The following is a 16,029-nucleotide window of genomic DNA, read 5'->3' as shown; positions in this document are numbered from 1 at the left end:
GATGTGTTGTGGTGGGGGGATTCAGTCTGCGCCCAGGCCAATGGGGTTGGGCTGGCGCTTTTCGACCGCGTGGCGCAGCAGCGCCGCGGTGCGGAAGATGCCGTGGGCGAACTTGCCGTAGGGCATGGTGGCAAACAGCGCCATCACCGCGCCCAGGTGCAGGCACAGCAGCAGCGCCAGGGCCGGTGTGCCACGGACCAGCCACAGGGCCAGACCGCTGGTGGCGGTGAGGAACAGCAGGGCGATGAAGCCACGGTCCATGGGCTTCTGCGCGGCGTCGCCGTGCAGCGGGTGGCGGCGCAGGCTCAGCCGCCACAGGCCCGCCGTGCCCAGCGCCAGCATCACACCGCCTGCTGCACCCAGCAGCTTCGGGAGGCTGGGCAGATCGTAGGGCGCCGCCCAGCCCAGCAGGTAGTGGTAGAGCGTGGCTACGCTGGTGGCGGCAAAGCACAGCAGGAAACCGTAGAACGTGAGGTGGTGCAGGCGCCGGCGCGCGAGCGTGTAGGCGTCGTCCTCGTTGTGGCAGCCGTCGCCGTGGCCACCGTCCAGGTATTTCAGGCGCAGCACGGCGTCGGTGGCTTCGGCTGCGGCGGGCGCGCTCAAAGGCGCGCCGCTGGTGGCGGGCGTGATGCGGCGCCAGAAGTGGCGCACGCCCATGCCCAGCGCAAACACCACGAACAGGAACACTGGGGCAAACAGGCCCACCAGCAGGTTGTGCGGGAAGATGCCGTAAAAGTCACCGCCGGGTGCGCTCCACAACGTGCCTTTCAAGGCCACGGCCAGCACCAGGAACAGTGCCAGACCCGCAGCGAGCGCCAGCGACAGCGTGAGCCCCTGGCGCTGGTACAGCGCCCCCAGCGCGGGCGGCCAGGCATAGTCGGCATAGGTCTGGCCGCGCACCTGGGCCATGGCCTGGGGCACATTCACCGCAAACTCGTGCGGCGGCGCGTACTGGCAGGCATGCAGGCAGGCGCCGCAGTTGTGGCACAGGTTGGCCAGGAAGTGGATGTCGGCCTTGCCGAATTCGAGCCGGCGCGTCATGGCCGGAAACACGGCGCAAAAGCCCTCGCAGTAGCGGCAGGCATTGCAGATCTGCATCTGTCGCGCCACTTCGGTTTCGGGGGCAGACAGCACGATCTCACCGTTCGCCAGCGCCCGGGCGTCGCGCGTCAGGGCTTCAAGCGATTGCATGGTTTGCTCCTTGTTTTGTAGCTTCAGGCGATTTATCCGTAAGCGCTGGAGGCTGTTGTGATGCCAAAGCCGCCTGCGCCGCGTTCGTGCCCGCAATGCGGCCAAAGGCCGTGCCAATGCTCATGCCCACGCCGGCCGTGTAGCCCTTGCCCAGCACGTTGCCGGCCATCATTTCGCCGGCCACGAACAGGTTGCTGCTCGGCTGGTTGTTGAAGCGCACGGCGGCCGTGTCGTCGGTGTGCAGGCCGAGGTACGTGAAGGTCACGCCGGGCTTGAGCGCATAGCCGTAGAACGGCCCCGTGTCGATGGGCCGCGCCCAGTGCGTCTTGGCGGGCGTGACGCCTTCGGTGTGGCAGTCGTCCAGGGCTGTGTGGTCAAAGTGGCCCACGCGGCAGGCGGCGTTGTAGGCATCGAGCGTGCGCATGAAGGTATCCACCGGCAGGCCCAGCTTGTGCGCCAGCTCGGGCAGGCTGTCGGCCTTGACGCCGGGGAAGACGGGCGGCATGAAGCGGCCAATCGCCTTGCTGTCGATGATCGAATAGCCGATCTGCCCCGGCTGCTGCGCCACCAGGCGGCCCCAGATGGCATAGCGCTTGGGCCAGAAGTCTTCGCCCTCGTCGTAGAAGCGCTCGCCTTCGCGGTTGACCACCACGCCCAGCGACACGCAGTCGATGCGCGTGCAGATGCCGCCGTCGTACAGCGGTGCGCGCGCGTCAATCGCCACCATGTGCGCCTGTGTCGGGTCGCCAATGCGGTCGGCGCCGTGGTCTTCGAGCAGGTGCTTGAGCAGCACGCCCCGGTTGTAGGCCGTGCCACGGATCAGGAAGTTGTCGGCGGGCCATTCGCCGCGCTCGTTCTGGCCCCAGGCCTCGCGCAGCCATTCGCGGTTGGACTCAAAGCCACCTGCCGCCAGAACGCAGGCCTTGGCGGTGATGCGCTCGGGCTGGCCGTTCACGGTGCAGTGCGCGGCCACGAAGCGGCCGTTCTCGATCTCGATGTGGTCCACGGGCGCTTCGTAGCGGATCTGCACGCCCAGCTTTTCGGCGCTGCGGTAGTAGGCATTCACCAGCGCCTTGCCACCGCCCATGAAGAAGGCGTTGGTGCGCGCCACATGCAGCGCGCCCGACAGCGGCGGCTGAAAGTGCACGCCGTGGCTGCGCATCCAGTCGCGGCAGTGGCTGGACGCGCGGATCACCAGGCGCGCCAGGTGTTCGTTGGTCAGGCCGCCCGTCACCTTGAGCAGGTCCTGCCAGTATTCTTCTTCGGGGTAGGCCTCGACCAGCACATCCTGCGGCGCATCGTGCATGCAGCGCAGATTGCGCGTGTGGCCTGAGTTGCCACCACGCCAGGCGCGCGGGGCGGATTCGAGCAGCAACACGCTGGCACCGGCCTCGCGGGCCATCAGCGCGGCGCACAGGGCGGCGTTGCCGCCGCCAATCACGAGCACATCGGGCGTCATGGTCAGTTCTTTTCATTCATGGGAGTCGTGAATGTAGAAAGAATGCCCCCGCTTGCGCAGGGGTTGCGCCGGCATGACCCCATCACGGATCGTGATGGGTCGAGAAGGTGTGAACGAACCCGCCATGCCCGCTCATTCCGCCACTCCCGTTCGACAGGGCGCAGCCCCTCAGGGGGTAGTCAACCTTGCTCCAATCCACCGCCCCGACTGCACCAGCTCCCGCACGCAGTCGCCCAGCACCACGCGCGCGGCCAGCGCTGCGGGCGAAAGTTCATCGTCCGACAGGCTGCACAGCGCGGCGGGGCGGTAGGCCGGGCCATCCTCGATCTCGGCCAGCACAAAGCGCTCTGCCGCATCGGCATAGCGGCCCACGGCCGCCCAGGGTTGGATGGTGCTGCCCAGGCCCATGTCCACCGCGTCCATCAGCAACGCCAGCGAGTCGATCTCCATGGCCATGCGCGGCGCCACGCGCGCCTGGGCAAAGGCCGCATCCAGCCGGCTGCGCAGGCCGTGCGGGCCGGTGGGCAGGATCAGCGGCTCATCGGCCAGCTGTGCCAGGGCCACCTTGCGTCGCAGCGCCGGCTTGCGCACGCCGCGCTGGGCCGAGCGGATCAAGAACAGCCGCTCTTCCAGCAGCGGCAGCACGCTCCAGCGGCGCGCGGGCTGGGTGTCGAACAGCACGGCCAGGTCGAGCTGGCGCGCGTTGAGCATGTTCGACAGGTGGCCCGAGAGGCTGCCCACCATGTGCAGCCGCACATCGGGGTAGCGCTCGTGCATGGCGCGCATCAGCGGCACCCCCAGCACCGAGGCCGTGGTGGGCGACAGGCCCACGCTCACCGTACCTGTGAGGCGCGCCTGCTGCGCCGCGCGCGCGGCCTGGTCTGCATGGCGCAGCGCCAGTTGCGCCTCGCGAAAAAACGCCAGCCCCGCCTCGGTGGGCACCGCGCCCTTGGCCGTGCGCTGCAGCAGCCGGGTGGAAAGCTCGCCCTCCAGGCGGCTGATCTGCTGGCTCAGGGCGGACTGCACCATGTCGAGGTCCAGCGCCGCCCGGCCCATGGAGCCGAGTTCGACGATGCGGACGAAATAGCGGAGTTGGCGCAGTTCCATGGGGGGATGGTCGCACAGTCACGCCATGCGGCCATAGCCCATAAAGGTCGAGAGCGTTTTTCCGGGGAGTTCGTCAGCGCTCGGGTGGATGGGATGCGAGCGAACCGGCGTGCGGCAGCGGGGCGATTTCGGAGATGGCTGATGGACGGCTCTCGACCCTCAGCTTACTTTGGCCCAGGCGCGCGAAAGCGGACCTCTCACATTCGACCCATAAGGCAATCTGCTAAAAAGCGAGTTAGGCGTCACACAGCCGGCATCGGCGACGCCTAACCAAAGCCCTAGGGATTCTCTGCACGAATCGAGTGGAAAGTGTGCGCTGCGGATCGGGATGGGCTGCCAGGCGCAAAACGCAGCAATACCCGTAGCTATTGCGAGTATTTGCAACGACGCAGACCGCCCGAGGCCGCAGATGTACACCGCGCGATGATTCATGCAGAGAATCCCTAGCATTTCACCAAATCCCATTGGTAAATATCAATCATGGAATATTTATTAATTTTATTTCTGTCTGGTGTGGTTACGGCTATTGTTGCTACAAACAAAGGGCGGAGTACATTTGGTTGGTTTTGTCTTGGGGTTGCCCTAGGACCAATTGGTCTTGTTCTTTCTTTGGTGGTTTCAAAAAATTTGTCCGTCATCGAAGGTAAGGCAATCAATTCAGGCGAAATGAAAAAATGTCCGTTTTGTGCCGAAATAATTAAGCAGGAGGCTGTCGTTTGCCGATTTTGCGGGAGTGATATTAAATCCACAGAAAATAATATGATTTTTGATGAATTAATTGTTAGAAACTTTAGGGAAAATATATCTAAAAACACAAACTTGAAAGATATTCAAAATTTAATACAAACGCACCGTGGCAATCCTAAGATGTCAATTGATGATAAAAAAATCCTTTTGACACGTGTGGGTGGCAATTTTTCGTGGATGGATGCTTATGGACGATGCGTGGCTGACTTTATGGGGGAATCTAAAGAGTTTCCTTCAGGGACCGAGTTTGGCGATTGGTTTAGATTAACGCTTCTGCCAACTTTGACTGCTTTAAATGAAGCCGCATCGATCAAAGAGAGGAATGAAGAGGGATAATCTCCTTCCGTATGAAGGCATGAGTGCCAGACGCTGGTGGCCGGTATATTTGGCGAAGGGAAGCCACTGCTGCCTTTGACATCTTAATGGCCATTATGAGGGCCCTGCCAATCTGCGGGCCTGCTTCTCTTAAGCGTTAGGCGAAGCGCTGTTCGTCCGCTATACATGTTGCCTAAGGTTTGCTTTTGGCCGACCTCGCAAGTTCACCGCTGCGCCAGGAAGCTGCCATCCGGTGAACGAACCGTTAATACCCAGCGTCAGTTTCTGGGGATAGCGCCAAAATCACACTATCGACCCGTTGCGGCCATGCAGCTTCAATGGCAGCAGAATTTTTTCGAAGTTGCAAGGCGGCCAGCAGTAGATCTCCGTCCCGGCTTAGCACCGCACCAACGACGTTCTTGTCGATTACGTTCGTCTTGCAGCCAATCCAGAAGGCTTTGTGCGCACCAGAATCTCTTCACAAGATCGTCTGCAGTGACAGCCATCCGGACGGTTCGACTCGCTCGCATCTCTGCATCGCGCAGTACCATAAAGCAGTAGATTGGAGGAAAGAGATGAAAAAGAAGGATACCCGGCGCGGCATCGAGGTAGTCAATGTGCTCAAGTCTGATTCGGTCTTGAGCGTGGGAAAGGAATATCTCGAAATTGGAATAGACAGCGTGCTTGAATCAGGCGCGCTCAAAGATATCCCACTTGTGAGCACTGTGTTTGGTATATTCAATGCAGCCAGTTCGACAAGGGACCAGATTCTTGCTACGAAAATTCTTCGTTTCCTGAGTGAGCTTGCTAATATTCCAGCCAACGAGCGGATCGCCATGGTCGAGAAGCTGAACGAGGATGACAAGTTCTCGGGGAGAGCAGGAGCAGCGGTGATCGAAATTCTTGATCGGATGGAGAGCGAGAAGAAACCAGAACTCGCCGCCAAATGCTTTGCAGCCTACGCAAGAGAGGAGATTTCCTTCCTGGACCTACGCCGCATTTTGCCCGCGCTAGAAAAACTTCCCGCCTTCGATCTAGAAGAAGTGCGCGTTTTCTCAGAGACCCGCATCGAGGATGCTATGAAGATGGACGAGTCTCTGTTGCTCGCATTTGTCAACGCCGGCTTAGGCAAGAACAACGGAGGGCTCGATGGAGGCGCCATCCTGCCAACGAGTCTTTGCAAGCTCATCGTTAAGATTGATCTTGTTCCGTGATCCGTCGGCGTGCGCCGCGTGTGGTCACGAGCGAGACAGCAGTCTTGTAGACGACCACAATGTTTTCTTGCGATTCGAGCAGTGCGGAGCGGCGGCTTCCGGGCACGGGCACCGAACATCCGGTTTTGGCCGATAGCCGCCCATAGGAAGTCCTGCCGGGCGCATGCCCACCTTGCCGCTACGCGTTATCCACCCTCACGCAGAGCGGCCTGTGCATAAAAAATACAATCAGGCCAATGACTGCCCCTACCAAACAGCGCGTTGTCGTCGGCCTCTCGGGGGGCGTGGACTCCGCCGTCACCGCCCATCTTCTCAAGCAGCAGGGCCACGAGGTGGTCGGCATCTTCATGAAGAACTGGGAGGATGACGACGACAGCGAATACTGCTCGTCCAACATCGACTTCGTGGACGCTGCCGCCGTGGCCGACGTGATCGGCATTGAGATAGAACACGTCAACTTTGCCGCTGACTACAAGGACCGCGTTTTCGCCGAGTTTCTGCGCGAGTACCAGGCGGGGCGCACGCCCAACCCCGATGTGCTGTGCAACGCCGAGATCAAGTTCAAGGCCTTTCTGGACCACGCCATGCGCCTGGGAGCCGAGAAGATCGCCACCGGGCATTACGCCCGCGTGCGGCAGAACGCGGGTACCGGCCTGTTCGAGCTGCTCAAGGGGCTCGATCCAAGCAAGGACCAGAGCTACTTTTTGCACCGGCTGAACCAGGCACAGCTGTCGAAAACGCTGTTCCCCGTGGGCGAGCTGCACAAGACCGAGGTGCGGCGCATTGCCGAAGAAATTGGCTTGCCCAATGCCAAGAAGAAGGATTCGACCGGCATCTGCTTCATTGGCGAGCGGCCGTTCCGCGAGTTTTTGAACCGCTACATCAGCCATGCGCCCGGCCCCATCCAGGACGACCGGGGGCGCACGCTGGGCCAGCATGTGGGGCTGAGCTTCTACACCCTGGGCCAGCGCCAGGGCCTGGGCATTGGCGGCGTGAAGGCCAGGGGCGCCGAGCTGAAGGCGGCGCTGGAGCGCGGCCAGCGCGGCGTGGGCGAGCACGAGCCCTGGTTCGTGGCGCGCAAGGATTTGGAAAAGAACGTGCTGCGCGTGGTGCAGGGGCATGACCACCCCTGGCTGCTGTCGCACGGGCTCGATGCCCAGGACGCCAGCTGGTGCGCGGGCCAGGCGCCCGCGCCCGGCGCCTATGCCGCTAAGACGCGCTACCGCCAGCAGGACGCGGCCTGCACCGTGGTGAGCGCGGCGGGCGCCGGTTTTCTACTGGAGTTTCCCGAGGCGCAATGGGCCGTCACGCCGGGGCAGAGTGCTGTGCTCTACGACGGCGAGGTCTGCCTGGGCGGTGGCGTGATTGCGGCGGTGGCCGACTGAACGCAGCCACCAAGCCCGCGCGTACCGCAAGAGCGCGGTCCAGCGTTGCCAATGGTTCGCCAGATAGGCGGGCGCCGGGGCAATTGGCCCCGGCGCCCGAATCTCTCGCTAGAAAGTCAGTTTGACCTGCGCAATCCCATGAAGCCGAGGCCCAGTAGCGCCAGAGCCAGCAGGCCAAGCGTTCCAGGTTCTGGTACTTGGTTGGTGGTTCCACAGCCGTTGCTGAAACCCGATGCGGGTTGCGTGGTGGTGCCGTCGAATGTGGCGACGACGCAGTCGAGCCGTATCTGTGCGGTGGTCGGCGCCGAGAACTGCATCCAGGTGACGTCCTGGAACAAGTTGCCGAAGCTTACGATGTAGCCGGTCTGCCTCAACAGGTCGCCGGCCAGGTTGCCTGCGTTGACACCGTCATAGAACGTGACATCTGGCAGCGGAAGGCCATCCCAATTCGTGCCCAAGGCAAAGGTGAAGGTGTTCACCGCATTCAAACCTGGTGTCGTTCCCGTGCCGCCCGTCACCGTGATCGCATTTTCCGCACCTGTACCGTTGCCCGTCAGCAGGAAATAGAACGAATCCAAGGTGAACATCTCGTACCCCGAGACTATCGGCGCCTCGGTCGGTGATCCCTGGCTCTGCGGCCCTGTCGTCGGACGCGTCATCAATGGCAGCACGCCTTGCGTGGCCTCGATCACGCAACTGCCGTTGCCGCCGCTCGTGGAGTCGGCGCACAGCACGGAGGATTGAAGGTTGGTGGGGTTGAAGAGGAAGTTTTTATCCGCGTCGCTGTACCAACTCCAGCCGTTGTTGGCGTCATCGAAGTGAATCAGCTGTGTCACGGGGGCGGCTGTTGCTGCGATTGGCACAGCCAGCATGCCAGCGGTCATTGCTGCCACAAACATGGATTTCAGCATGATAGCTCTCCTGGTGATTTGAGATTTCGGGATGAAATCCCTTGTCAGGAAAAGTCACGCATAACTCGTGCCGAGTCATGAAAATGATTTGAAATCAGTGGGTTGTAACGCAGTGGTGGCGCCATGGCCGGTCGTCTGTAAAAGATTTCGACAGCCGCGCTGTTGCATTCAGCCAGGGCATGTGGGAAACGCCACAATCTGAGCGCGATGATTCCAATGACAACGGGTGCCAGAAGGCACCCGTTGTCATTGGTGGCTGATGGGTTTTAGAAGGGAATGTCGTCATCCATGTCGTCAAACCCCGAGGCCGCGCGTGGGGCCTGCGCCACGGGGGCGGGTGCGGGCCGGGGGGCGGGTGCTGCGGGGCGTTGCTGCATGGGGGCGGGCGCACGGCGTGGGGCGTCGTAGCCGCCGCCCTGGTCGCCGCCGTAGCCACCGTCGTCATGGCCGCCACCCTGGCCGCCCATGCCCTGGCGGCCGCCCAGCATCTGCATCTGGTCGGCGCGGATTTCGGTGCTGTACTTTTCCACGCCGGCCTGGTCGGTCCACTTGCGCGTGCGCAGGCTGCCTTCGACATACACCTGCGAACCCTTGCGCAGGTACTGGCCCACGATCTCGGCCAGGCGGCCGTTGAAGACCACGCGGTGCCACTCGGTGGCTTCCTTCATTTCGCCGGTCTGCTTGTCTTTCCACTTGTCGGTGGTGGCAATGGTCACGTTGGCCACCTGGTCGCCACTGGGAAAAGTGCGCATTTCAGGGTCGCGGCCCAGGTTGCCGACGATGATGACTTTGTTGATGGATGCCATGGTGGTGTCTTTGCCTTCAAAGGGTGAAAGCGCCGGATTTGAGGGAATTCCAGGCGCCAAAAAGCTGCATTGTGCCGCAACCGGAGGCTGCGCTCACGGCCTGCGGCAGGGCCATATTTCAGTGCCCGCCGCCGGCGTTGCGGCCCACGGGCTGCAGGGGCCAGGTCAACGCCAGCCACAGGGCGGTCAAGGCGGCGGTGGCGGCAAACAGCCCGGGGGCGCCGGCCCATTTCACCAGCGCGCCGCCCAGTGCGCCGCCGGCAAACAGCCCCAGCGACTGCAGCGTGTTGTAGCTGCCCAGCGCCGCGCCGCGCACCGGCGCCGGCGCCATGCGCGAGACCAGGCTGGGCTGGCTGGCCTCCAGCGCATTGAAGCCGCAAAAGAACAGAAACATCAGCGGCCCCAGCACCCACAGCGTGGGCGTGGTGCCGCTGGCGGCCAGCGCGCCCAGGCCCAGCTGCACCAGCAGCACCAGCGCAATCGCGCCCAGCAGGGCGCCGCGCAGGCGGCCGCGCCGCTCCAGCGCAAACAGCCCGCCCATGGCCACGAACGACAGCACCACGGCCGGCAGGTACACCTGCCAGTGCTGGTCTTTGCCGAGGCCGGCCTGCACCAGCATGGCGGGCACCGCAACCCACATCGACAGCTGTACGGTGTGCAGCACGAACACGCCCAGGTTCAGGCGCAGCAGATCGGGGTGGTGCCACACATCGGCCAGGCGGCCGCGCGGCGCGTTTTGGTGCGCGGCCGACTCTGCCGGCACCCACCACAGCACCACGGCCACACCGGCCAGCGCCAGGGCGCAAGTCAGGCCAAACAGACCGGCCAGGCCGATATGGGCCGTGAGCACGGGGGCCGCCACCAGCGCCACGGCAAACATCAGGCCAATGCTGCCGCCCACCAGCGCCATGGCCTTGGTGCGCACGGCGTCGCGCGTCTGGTCGGCCAGCAGGGCGGTGACGGCGGCCGACACGGCCCCGGCGCCCTGCAGCGCCCGGCCCACCAGCAGCCCGGTGAGCGAATCGGCCAGCGCCGCCAGCAGGCTGCCCGCCGCAAACACCAGCAGGCCCAGCACGATGACGCGCTTGCGCCCGAAGCGGTCGGAGGCCATGCCCAGCGGCAGCTGCAGCACGGCCTGGGTCAGGCCATAGATGCCCATGGCCAGGCCCACCAGTGCGGGGTCGTCGCCGCCGGGGTATTTGCGCGCTTCCAGGGCAAAAACCGGCAGCACGAGGAACAGGCCCAGCATGCGCAGCGCAAAGATCAGCGCCAGGCTGATGCTGGAGCGGCGCTCCAGCGGCGTCATGGCCGTGGAGGGGTTTGCGGGGGTGGGCGAAGAGGTTGGGGGGGGCACGGTAATGTCAGACACGCTCAAAAGGGGCCGGTGGGCCTGGGCCGCAGAAGCGATAAAGCGTTTGATTGTCCGCGATCCGCGCACAGGCTGCCCGGACGGCGCCCTGCATGGAAGGCCCCGCGTCACTATCATGGTGGGTTTTTCTGCTTTCTGGCGTGCGCTCCACTGTGAACCCTTCCCTGCCCCAACGTCCTGCCGATGACCAGCCTTCCGGGTCCCCGGGTCTCTACCTGGGACATGCCCTGGCGCAGGCGCGCATCAGCATCCGCGGGGCGCGCACGCACAACCTCAAGAACATCGACCTCGATATCCCGCGCAACCAGCTGGTGGTGATCACGGGGTTGTCGGGCTCGGGCAAATCCAGCCTGGCGTTCGATACGCTGTATGCGGAGGGCCAGCGGCGCTATGTGGAGAGCCTGTCGGCCTATGCGCGGCAGTTCCTGGGGCGGCTCGACAAGCCCGATGTCGATCTGATCGAGGGCCTGTCGCCCGCAATTTCCATCGAACAAAAGGCCACCAGCCACAACCCGCGCTCCACCGTGGGCACGGTGACCGAGATCCACGACTACCTGCGCCTGCTGTACGCCCGCGCGGGCACGCCGTATTGCCCCGACCACGGCCAGCCGCTGGCCGCGCAGACCGTGAGCCAGATGGTGGACGCCGTGCTGGCCCTGCCCGAGGACACCAAGCTCATGGTGCTGGCACCCGTGGCGCGCGAGAAAAAAGGCGAGTTCACCGAGCTGTTTGCGCAGATGCAGGCGCTGGGCTACATCCGCTTTCGGGTGGACGGCCAGATCTACGAGCACGAGAACCTGCCGCAGCTGAAGAAAACCGAGAAGCACAACATCGACGTGGTGATCGACCGCGTGAAAGTGCGCGCCGACCTGCAGCAGCGACTGGCCGAGAGCATCGAGGCCGCGCTGCGCGTAGGCGGGCACGAGGGCAACGGCCGCGTGCTGGCGCTGGAGATGGACACGGGGCAGGAGCACCTGTTCAGCAGCAAATTTGCCTGCCCGGTGTGCAGCTATGCGCTGGCCGAGCTGGAGCCGCGCCTGTTTTCGTTCAACTCGCCCATGGGCGCCTGTCCGGCCTGTGATGGCATTGGCCAGCGCGAGGTGTTCGACGCGGCGCGCGTGGTGGCCTTTCCCAGCTTGAGCCTGGCCAGCGGCGCCATCAAGGGCTGGGACCGGCGCAACGGCTACTACTTTGCCATGCTGGAGAGCCTGGCCAGGCACTACGCGTTCGACATCGAGGCGCCGTTCGAATCACTGCCCGCGCCGGTGCAGCAGGCCATCCTGCAAGGCTCGGGCGAGGAAGAAATCGCCTTCAGCTACATCATGGACAGCGGCGCCTCCAAGGGCAAAGCCGTCGTCAAGAAGCATGTGTTCGAGGGCATCCTGCCCAACATGGCGCGCCGCTACCGCGAGACCGACTCGGTGGTGGTGCGCGAGGACCTGGCCCGCTACCGCAGCACCCAGCCCTGCCCCGAATGCCAGGGCCAGCGCCTGCGCCGCGAGGCCCGCCATGTGAAGCTGGGCGAGGGCGCGCAGGCCCGCGCCATCTATGAGGTGAGCCGCGCCACGCTCAGCGATGCGCATGCCTGGTTCAACGACCTGAAGCTCACCGGTGCCAAGGCCGAGATTGCCGACAAGGTGGTGCGCGAGATTGCCACGCGGCTGCAGTTTCTGAACGACGTGGGCCTGAGTTATTTGAGCCTGGACCGCAGCGCCGAAACGCTTTCGGGCGGCGAGGCGCAGCGCATCCGCCTCGCGTCACAAATTGGCTCGGGCCTCACAGGCGTGATGTACGTGCTCGACGAGCCCAGCATCGGCCTGCACCAGCGCGACAACGACCGGCTGATCGCCACCCTGCAGCACCTGCGCGACATCGGCAACAGCGTGATCGTGGTCGAGCACGACGAAGACATGATGCGCGCCGCCGACCAGGTGATCGACATGGGCCCCGGCGCCGGCGTGCACGGCGGGCGCGTGATGGCGCAGGGCACGTACGACGAAGTGCGCGCCAATGCGCAGTCGCTCACGGGCCAGTACCTGTCGGGCGCGCGCACCATTGCCGTCCCGAAGCGCCGCACGCCCTGGCTGCCGGTGCTGGAGCAGGCCGCGCCGGTGGTCGAGGCCAAGGCCAAGTCGCGCTTTCCGCAAACCGAGGCCAGCAAGCGCCGCGCCGAGCGCATGGCCGAGCACCATGCCCGCCAGGGCGCCGTGCAGGCGCTGCGCGTGGCAGGCGCCACGGGCAACAACCTGAAGGACGTGACGGCGGACTTTCCCGTGGGGCTGCTGACCTGCGTGACGGGCGTATCGGGCTCGGGCAAGAGCACGCTGGTCAACGACACGCTTTACAAAGCCGTGGCGCGCCAGCTGTACCGCGCGCACGACGAGCCTGCGCCGCACGAAGAGACCGTGGGCATCGAATACTTCGACAAGGTCATCAACGTCGATCAGTCGCCCATCGGCCGCACGCCGCGCAGCAACCCGGCCACCTACACCGGTTTGTTCACGCCGATTCGCGAGCTGATGGCCGAGGTCAACACCGCCAGGGAGCGCGGCTACGGCCCCGGGCGCTTCAGCTTCAACGTGGTCGGTGGCCGCTGCGAGGCCTGCCAGGGCGACGGCGTGGTGAAGGTGGAGATGCACTTTCTGCCCGACGTGTACGTGCCCTGCGACGTGTGCCACGGCCAGCGCTACAACCGCGAGACGCTCGAAGTGCTGTGGAAGGGCAAGAACATCGCGCAGATCCTGGAGCTGACGGTGGAAGACGCTGCGGCCTACTTCAAGGATGTGCCCACCATCGCGCGCAAGCTGCAGACGCTGCTGGACGTGGGGCTTTCGTACATCCGCCTGGGCCAGAGCGCCACCACGCTCTCGGGCGGCGAGGCGCAGCGCGTGAAGCTGGCGCAGGAGCTATCGAAGCGCGACACCGGCCGCACGCTCTACATCCTCGACGAGCCCACCACCGGCCTGCACTTTGCCGACATCGACCTGCTGCTCAAGGTGCTGCACCAGCTGCGCGATGCGGGCAACACCATCGTCATCATCGAGCACAACCTCGACGTCATCAAAACCGCCGACTGGCTGATCGACATGGGCCCCGAGGGCGGCGCGGGCGGCGGCACCGTGGTGGGCGTGGGCACGCCCGAGGAACTGGCGGCCAACCCGGCCAGCCATACGGGGCAGTATCTGGCGCCGTATTTGGGGACGTCATCTTGATGAAAAATGGCTTCTCGCGCATCTCCATCAAGCGTCGCAAGCTGCTTGATTGATACCTACTCGATGCGTGCGTGAAGCCAGTTTGCGGTACAGCGTCTGGCGGCTGATGCCCAGCTGGCGCGCTGCCTGTGACAGGTTGCCGCTCCTGGCCGAGCGGATTGCCGACCTGCTGCCCCCCGGCGTGCTCAATATCGTCAACGGCTTTGGCCGTGAGGCGGGCATGCCGCTGGCCACGAGCAAGCGCATTGCCAAGATTGCTTTCACCGGCTCCACCAGCACGGGCCGCGTGATTGCCCAGGCAGCCGCCAACAACCTCATCCCCGCCACTGGAGCGTGTGCTCAAGCGCGTGGCTGCCATCCAGCACCAGAACCCGCTGGACACCCACAGCATGATGGGCGCACAGGCCAGCAAGGAGCAGCTCACCAAGAGCCTGTCGTACCTGGACCTGGGCAAGCAGGAAGGCGCTGGGAAGAAATCTTCGGCCCCGTGCTGGCGGTGAGCACCTTCAAGGACGAAGCCGAAGCCCTGGCCAATGATACGCTGTACGGGCTGTGGTGCCGGTGTGTGGAGCCGCAACGGCAACGTGGCCTACCGCATGGGCCGCGCGATCCAGGCCGGGCGCGTGTGGACCAACTGCTACCACGCCTACCCCGCGCACGCGGCGTTTGGCGGCTACAAGGAATCGTGCATCGGGCGTGAGACGCACAAGATGATGCTGGACCACTATCAGCAAACGAAAAACCTGTTGGTCAGCTATAGCGAAAACAAATTGGGATTCTTCTGATCCCGTCGGATGGATGCGAGATCAACGCAAAGGGGAGCTGGCAATGGAAGGCGAACGGGGCGTTCCATCGTCACCGCTGTTGAACAGCGAAAAACAATGCTCAAAACAGCCTCAAATGCTCATTGGGTGCTGATTTTTCCCACGATGCCGGTCACGCAGCGGATGGCGCCCACCACCTCGTTCATCGTGGCTCCGGCACGGTCCGCCAGGGTACTGCCTCGGCACTGCGCCCGGCCAGGCTGCGCACCTCGCTGGCCACGAGGGCAAAGCCATGCGGGGCTTCACCATCCGTAACGCAATGCATGGATGCTCGCGCAAAGTGGTACTGACTCACATCAGGCGATGGCGGCAGCGGGCCGGCGGCCTGGGCGACTATCGGCAGGCTGCAGGCGTTGGTGAATAATGTCCGGCGTCCCTTTCGCGGAGATCCCCCGGCATGCATTCCATCACCTTGCGCTTTCTGGCCAGCTGTGGCGCACCATCGCCATCCGGCCGCATCCAGGGGGGAATCGTCCTGCGCTGGGCCGACGAAGCGGCGCGCGTTGCGCAGTAAGGCGGCAAATGGTTGCTGCGCCGGGGCCGATGCGGGGCCGCGATCTTCTGGCCGCGCTGGCGGTGGTGGTGCTCTGGGGCGTGAACTTCGTGGCCATGAAGTGGGGCCTGCGCAGCTTCACGCCCTTCCAGCTGGGCGCCTTGCGCTACCTGTGGGCGGCGGTGCCCCTGGTGCTGCTGGTGCGGGCGCCGCGCATGCACTGGCGCTGGGTGCTGCTGTTTGGCAGCTTCCAGGGCGTGGGGCAGTTCGGCTTCTTGTTTGTGGCACTGCAGATGGGCATGACGGCGGCGCTGGCCAGCGTGCTGCTGCAGACGCAGGTGTTCTTCACAGCGCTGTTCGGTTTTGCGGTGCTGCACGAGCGCCCCGGCCGGCCGCTGGTGCTGGGCCTTGTGCTGGCGGGGCTGGGGTTGCTGTGCTTTGCGATGAACTACGTGCAGCCGGGTGATGCCGCGGCGGGCACCACGCTGGCCGGCTTGCTGCTGACGCTGTGCGCTGCGGCCTGGTGGGCCGCGTCGAACATCGTCTCGCGCCTGGCGCAGCAAGCCTCGCCGGGCTACGACCCTTTCTCGTTCGTGGTCTGGAGCAGCCTGGTGCCGGTGCTGCCCTTCACCCTGCTGTCGCTCTGGCTGGACCCCGATGCGAGCCGCTGGCTCGATCCGACCACCTGGGCTGCCGTGCCGCTGGTGGCCTGGCTGTCGCTGGCGTATCTGGGCTGGGCCGCCACGGTGCTGGGCTACGGGATGTGGACCACCTTGCTCAAGCGCTACCCGGCCAACCGCGTGGCACCCTTCAGCCTGGGTGTTCCGCTGGTTGGCATTGCCGCAGGCATGGGGGTGCTGGGTGAGGCCATCACGGCCTGGCAATGGGCGGGCGTGGCCTGCGTGGTGCTGGCCCTGGCGTGTGTGGTGCTGGGGCCGCGAATGGGCAAGAAGAATGCCTGAAGTGCTTGCCATTCAATTGCATGAAGCTATTTAA

12 protein-coding genes and 1 pseudogene are annotated in these 16,029 nt (G+C 64.3%); 6 read left to right on the top strand and 7 right to left on the bottom strand.

Annotated features, from left to right (window positions below; genetic code table 11):
- Positions 1–21: 21 nt before the first annotated feature.
- The 3 genes from tcuB to AC1Q5S_RS03865 all read right to left on the bottom strand — a co-directional run bounded on the left by tcuB (position 22) and on the right by AC1Q5S_RS03865 (position 3,757).
- A complete protein-coding gene (gene tcuB, locus AC1Q5S_RS03875; RefSeq protein WP_492238359.1) occupies positions 22–1,191 on the bottom strand; it encodes a tricarballylate utilization 4Fe-4S protein TcuB in 1,170 nt (389 codons plus the stop codon).
- Complete coding sequence (tcuA, locus tag AC1Q5S_RS03870) at positions 1,178–2,650, bottom strand: FAD-dependent tricarballylate dehydrogenase TcuA (RefSeq protein WP_422203357.1); 1,473 nt, start codon at positions 2,648–2,650, stop codon at positions 1,178–1,180. Before tcuA ends, tcuB begins: the two co-directional genes overlap by 14 nt.
- A 168-nt stretch (positions 2,651–2,818) precedes the next feature.
- Positions 2,819–3,757: a LysR family transcriptional regulator gene (locus AC1Q5S_RS03865; RefSeq protein WP_303837077.1), complete on the bottom strand. Its 939-nt coding sequence runs from the start codon at positions 3,755–3,757 to the stop codon at positions 2,819–2,821.
- Positions 3,758–4,237: 480 nt separating this feature from the next.
- On the opposite strand from AC1Q5S_RS03865, the gene AC1Q5S_RS03860 reads away from it, so the two are divergent.
- From AC1Q5S_RS03860 to mnmA, 3 genes are all read left to right on the top strand, one after another.
- Positions 4,238–4,840, top strand: a complete 603-nt coding sequence (locus tag AC1Q5S_RS03860; protein WP_422203355.1) for a hypothetical protein — start codon at positions 4,238–4,240, stop codon at positions 4,838–4,840.
- A gap of 554 nt (positions 4,841–5,394) precedes the next feature.
- A complete protein-coding gene (locus AC1Q5S_RS03855; RefSeq protein ID WP_492238358.1) occupies positions 5,395–6,033 on the top strand; it encodes a hypothetical protein in 639 nt (212 codons plus the stop codon).
- Positions 6,034–6,269: 236 nt separating this feature from the next.
- The gene (gene mnmA / locus AC1Q5S_RS03850) at positions 6,270–7,418 is read left to right on the top strand and encodes a tRNA 2-thiouridine(34) synthase MnmA (RefSeq protein ID WP_422203567.1); all 1,149 of its coding nucleotides are present in this window, start codon (positions 6,270–6,272) and stop codon (positions 7,416–7,418) included.
- 116 nt (positions 7,419–7,534) lie between these two features.
- Here the strand turns inward: mnmA and AC1Q5S_RS03845 are convergent, their stop codons facing one another.
- The 3 genes from AC1Q5S_RS03845 to AC1Q5S_RS03835 all read right to left on the bottom strand — a co-directional run bounded on the left by AC1Q5S_RS03845 (position 7,535) and on the right by AC1Q5S_RS03835 (position 10,441).
- Positions 7,535–8,329 carry a PEP-CTERM sorting domain-containing protein gene (locus AC1Q5S_RS03845; protein WP_303837889.1) on the bottom strand — a complete coding sequence of 265 codons (795 nt, stop codon included), beginning with the start codon at positions 8,327–8,329 and terminating at the stop codon, positions 7,535–7,537.
- 266 nt (positions 8,330–8,595) lie between these two features.
- Positions 8,596–9,135 (bottom strand): single-stranded DNA-binding protein, encoded by a 540-nt coding sequence (gene ssb, locus AC1Q5S_RS03840; RefSeq protein ID WP_303837887.1) that lies wholly within the window; start codon positions 9,133–9,135, stop codon positions 8,596–8,598.
- 118 nt (positions 9,136–9,253) lie between these two features.
- Positions 9,254–10,441 carry an MFS transporter gene (locus AC1Q5S_RS03835; protein ID WP_422203826.1) on the bottom strand — a complete coding sequence of 396 codons (1,188 nt, stop codon included), beginning with the start codon at positions 10,439–10,441 and terminating at the stop codon, positions 9,254–9,256.
- Between the two features lie 227 nt (positions 10,442–10,668).
- Here AC1Q5S_RS03835 and uvrA point away from each other — a divergent pair, with 227 nt between their 5' ends.
- Positions 10,669–13,716 (top strand): excinuclease ABC subunit UvrA, encoded by a 3,048-nt coding sequence (gene uvrA, locus AC1Q5S_RS03830; RefSeq protein ID WP_492238406.1) that lies wholly within the window; start codon positions 10,669–10,671, stop codon positions 13,714–13,716.
- A 27-nt stretch (positions 13,717–13,743) separates the two neighbouring features.
- Here the strand turns inward: uvrA and AC1Q5S_RS03825 are convergent, their stop codons facing one another.
- The gene (locus tag AC1Q5S_RS03825; RefSeq protein ID WP_492238405.1) at positions 13,744–13,830 is read right to left on the bottom strand and encodes a hypothetical protein; all 87 of its coding nucleotides are present in this window, start codon (positions 13,828–13,830) and stop codon (positions 13,744–13,746) included.
- On the opposite strand from AC1Q5S_RS03825, the pseudogene AC1Q5S_RS03820 reads away from it, so the two are divergent.
- Together AC1Q5S_RS03820 and AC1Q5S_RS03815 are read left to right on the top strand one after the other, a co-directional pair.
- A pseudogene (locus AC1Q5S_RS03820) lies at positions 13,808–14,501 on the top strand (aldehyde dehydrogenase family protein); the annotation flags it as partial. The gene AC1Q5S_RS03825 and the pseudogene AC1Q5S_RS03820 overlap by 23 nt on opposite strands.
- Positions 14,502–15,062: 561 nt before the next feature.
- Positions 15,063–15,995: an EamA family transporter gene (locus AC1Q5S_RS03815; RefSeq protein WP_303833640.1), complete on the top strand. Its 933-nt coding sequence runs from the start codon at positions 15,063–15,065 to the stop codon at positions 15,993–15,995.
- Positions 15,996–16,029: the final 34 nt, after the last annotated feature.

The organism is Acidovorax sp. GW835-FHT14B10 (assembly GCF_058793725.1).
Note: the sequence above shows the minus strand (reverse complement) of the source record. Positions and strands in the feature narration are given on the sequence as shown.

Excerpts from the sequence above, each read along its gene's own strand:
- tcuB (WP_492238359.1), bottom strand. The coding sequence starts at position 1,191 with ATGCAATCGCTTGAAGCCCTGACGCGCGACGCCCGGGCGCTGGCGAAC.
- tcuA (WP_422203357.1), bottom strand. The coding sequence starts at position 2,650 with ATGACGCCCGATGTGCTCGTGATTGGCGGCGGCAACGCCGCCCTGTGC.
- AC1Q5S_RS03865 (WP_303837077.1), bottom strand. The coding sequence starts at position 3,757 with ATGGAACTGCGCCAACTCCGCTATTTCGTCCGCATCGTCGAACTCGGC.
- AC1Q5S_RS03860 (WP_422203355.1), top strand. The coding sequence starts at position 4,238 with ATGGAATATTTATTAATTTTATTTCTGTCTGGTGTGGTTACGGCTATT.
- AC1Q5S_RS03855 (WP_492238358.1), top strand. The coding sequence starts at position 5,395 with ATGAAAAAGAAGGATACCCGGCGCGGCATCGAGGTAGTCAATGTGCTC.
- mnmA (WP_422203567.1), top strand. The coding sequence starts at position 6,270 with ATGACTGCCCCTACCAAACAGCGCGTTGTCGTCGGCCTCTCGGGGGGC.
- AC1Q5S_RS03845 (WP_303837889.1), bottom strand. The coding sequence starts at position 8,329 with ATGCTGAAATCCATGTTTGTGGCAGCAATGACCGCTGGCATGCTGGCT.
- ssb (WP_303837887.1), bottom strand. The coding sequence starts at position 9,135 with ATGGCATCCATCAACAAAGTCATCATCGTCGGCAACCTGGGCCGCGAC.
- AC1Q5S_RS03835 (WP_422203826.1), bottom strand. The coding sequence starts at position 10,441 with ATGACGCCGCTGGAGCGCCGCTCCAGCATCAGCCTGGCGCTGATCTTT.
- AC1Q5S_RS03815 (WP_303833640.1), top strand. The coding sequence starts at position 15,063 with ATGGTTGCTGCGCCGGGGCCGATGCGGGGCCGCGATCTTCTGGCCGCG.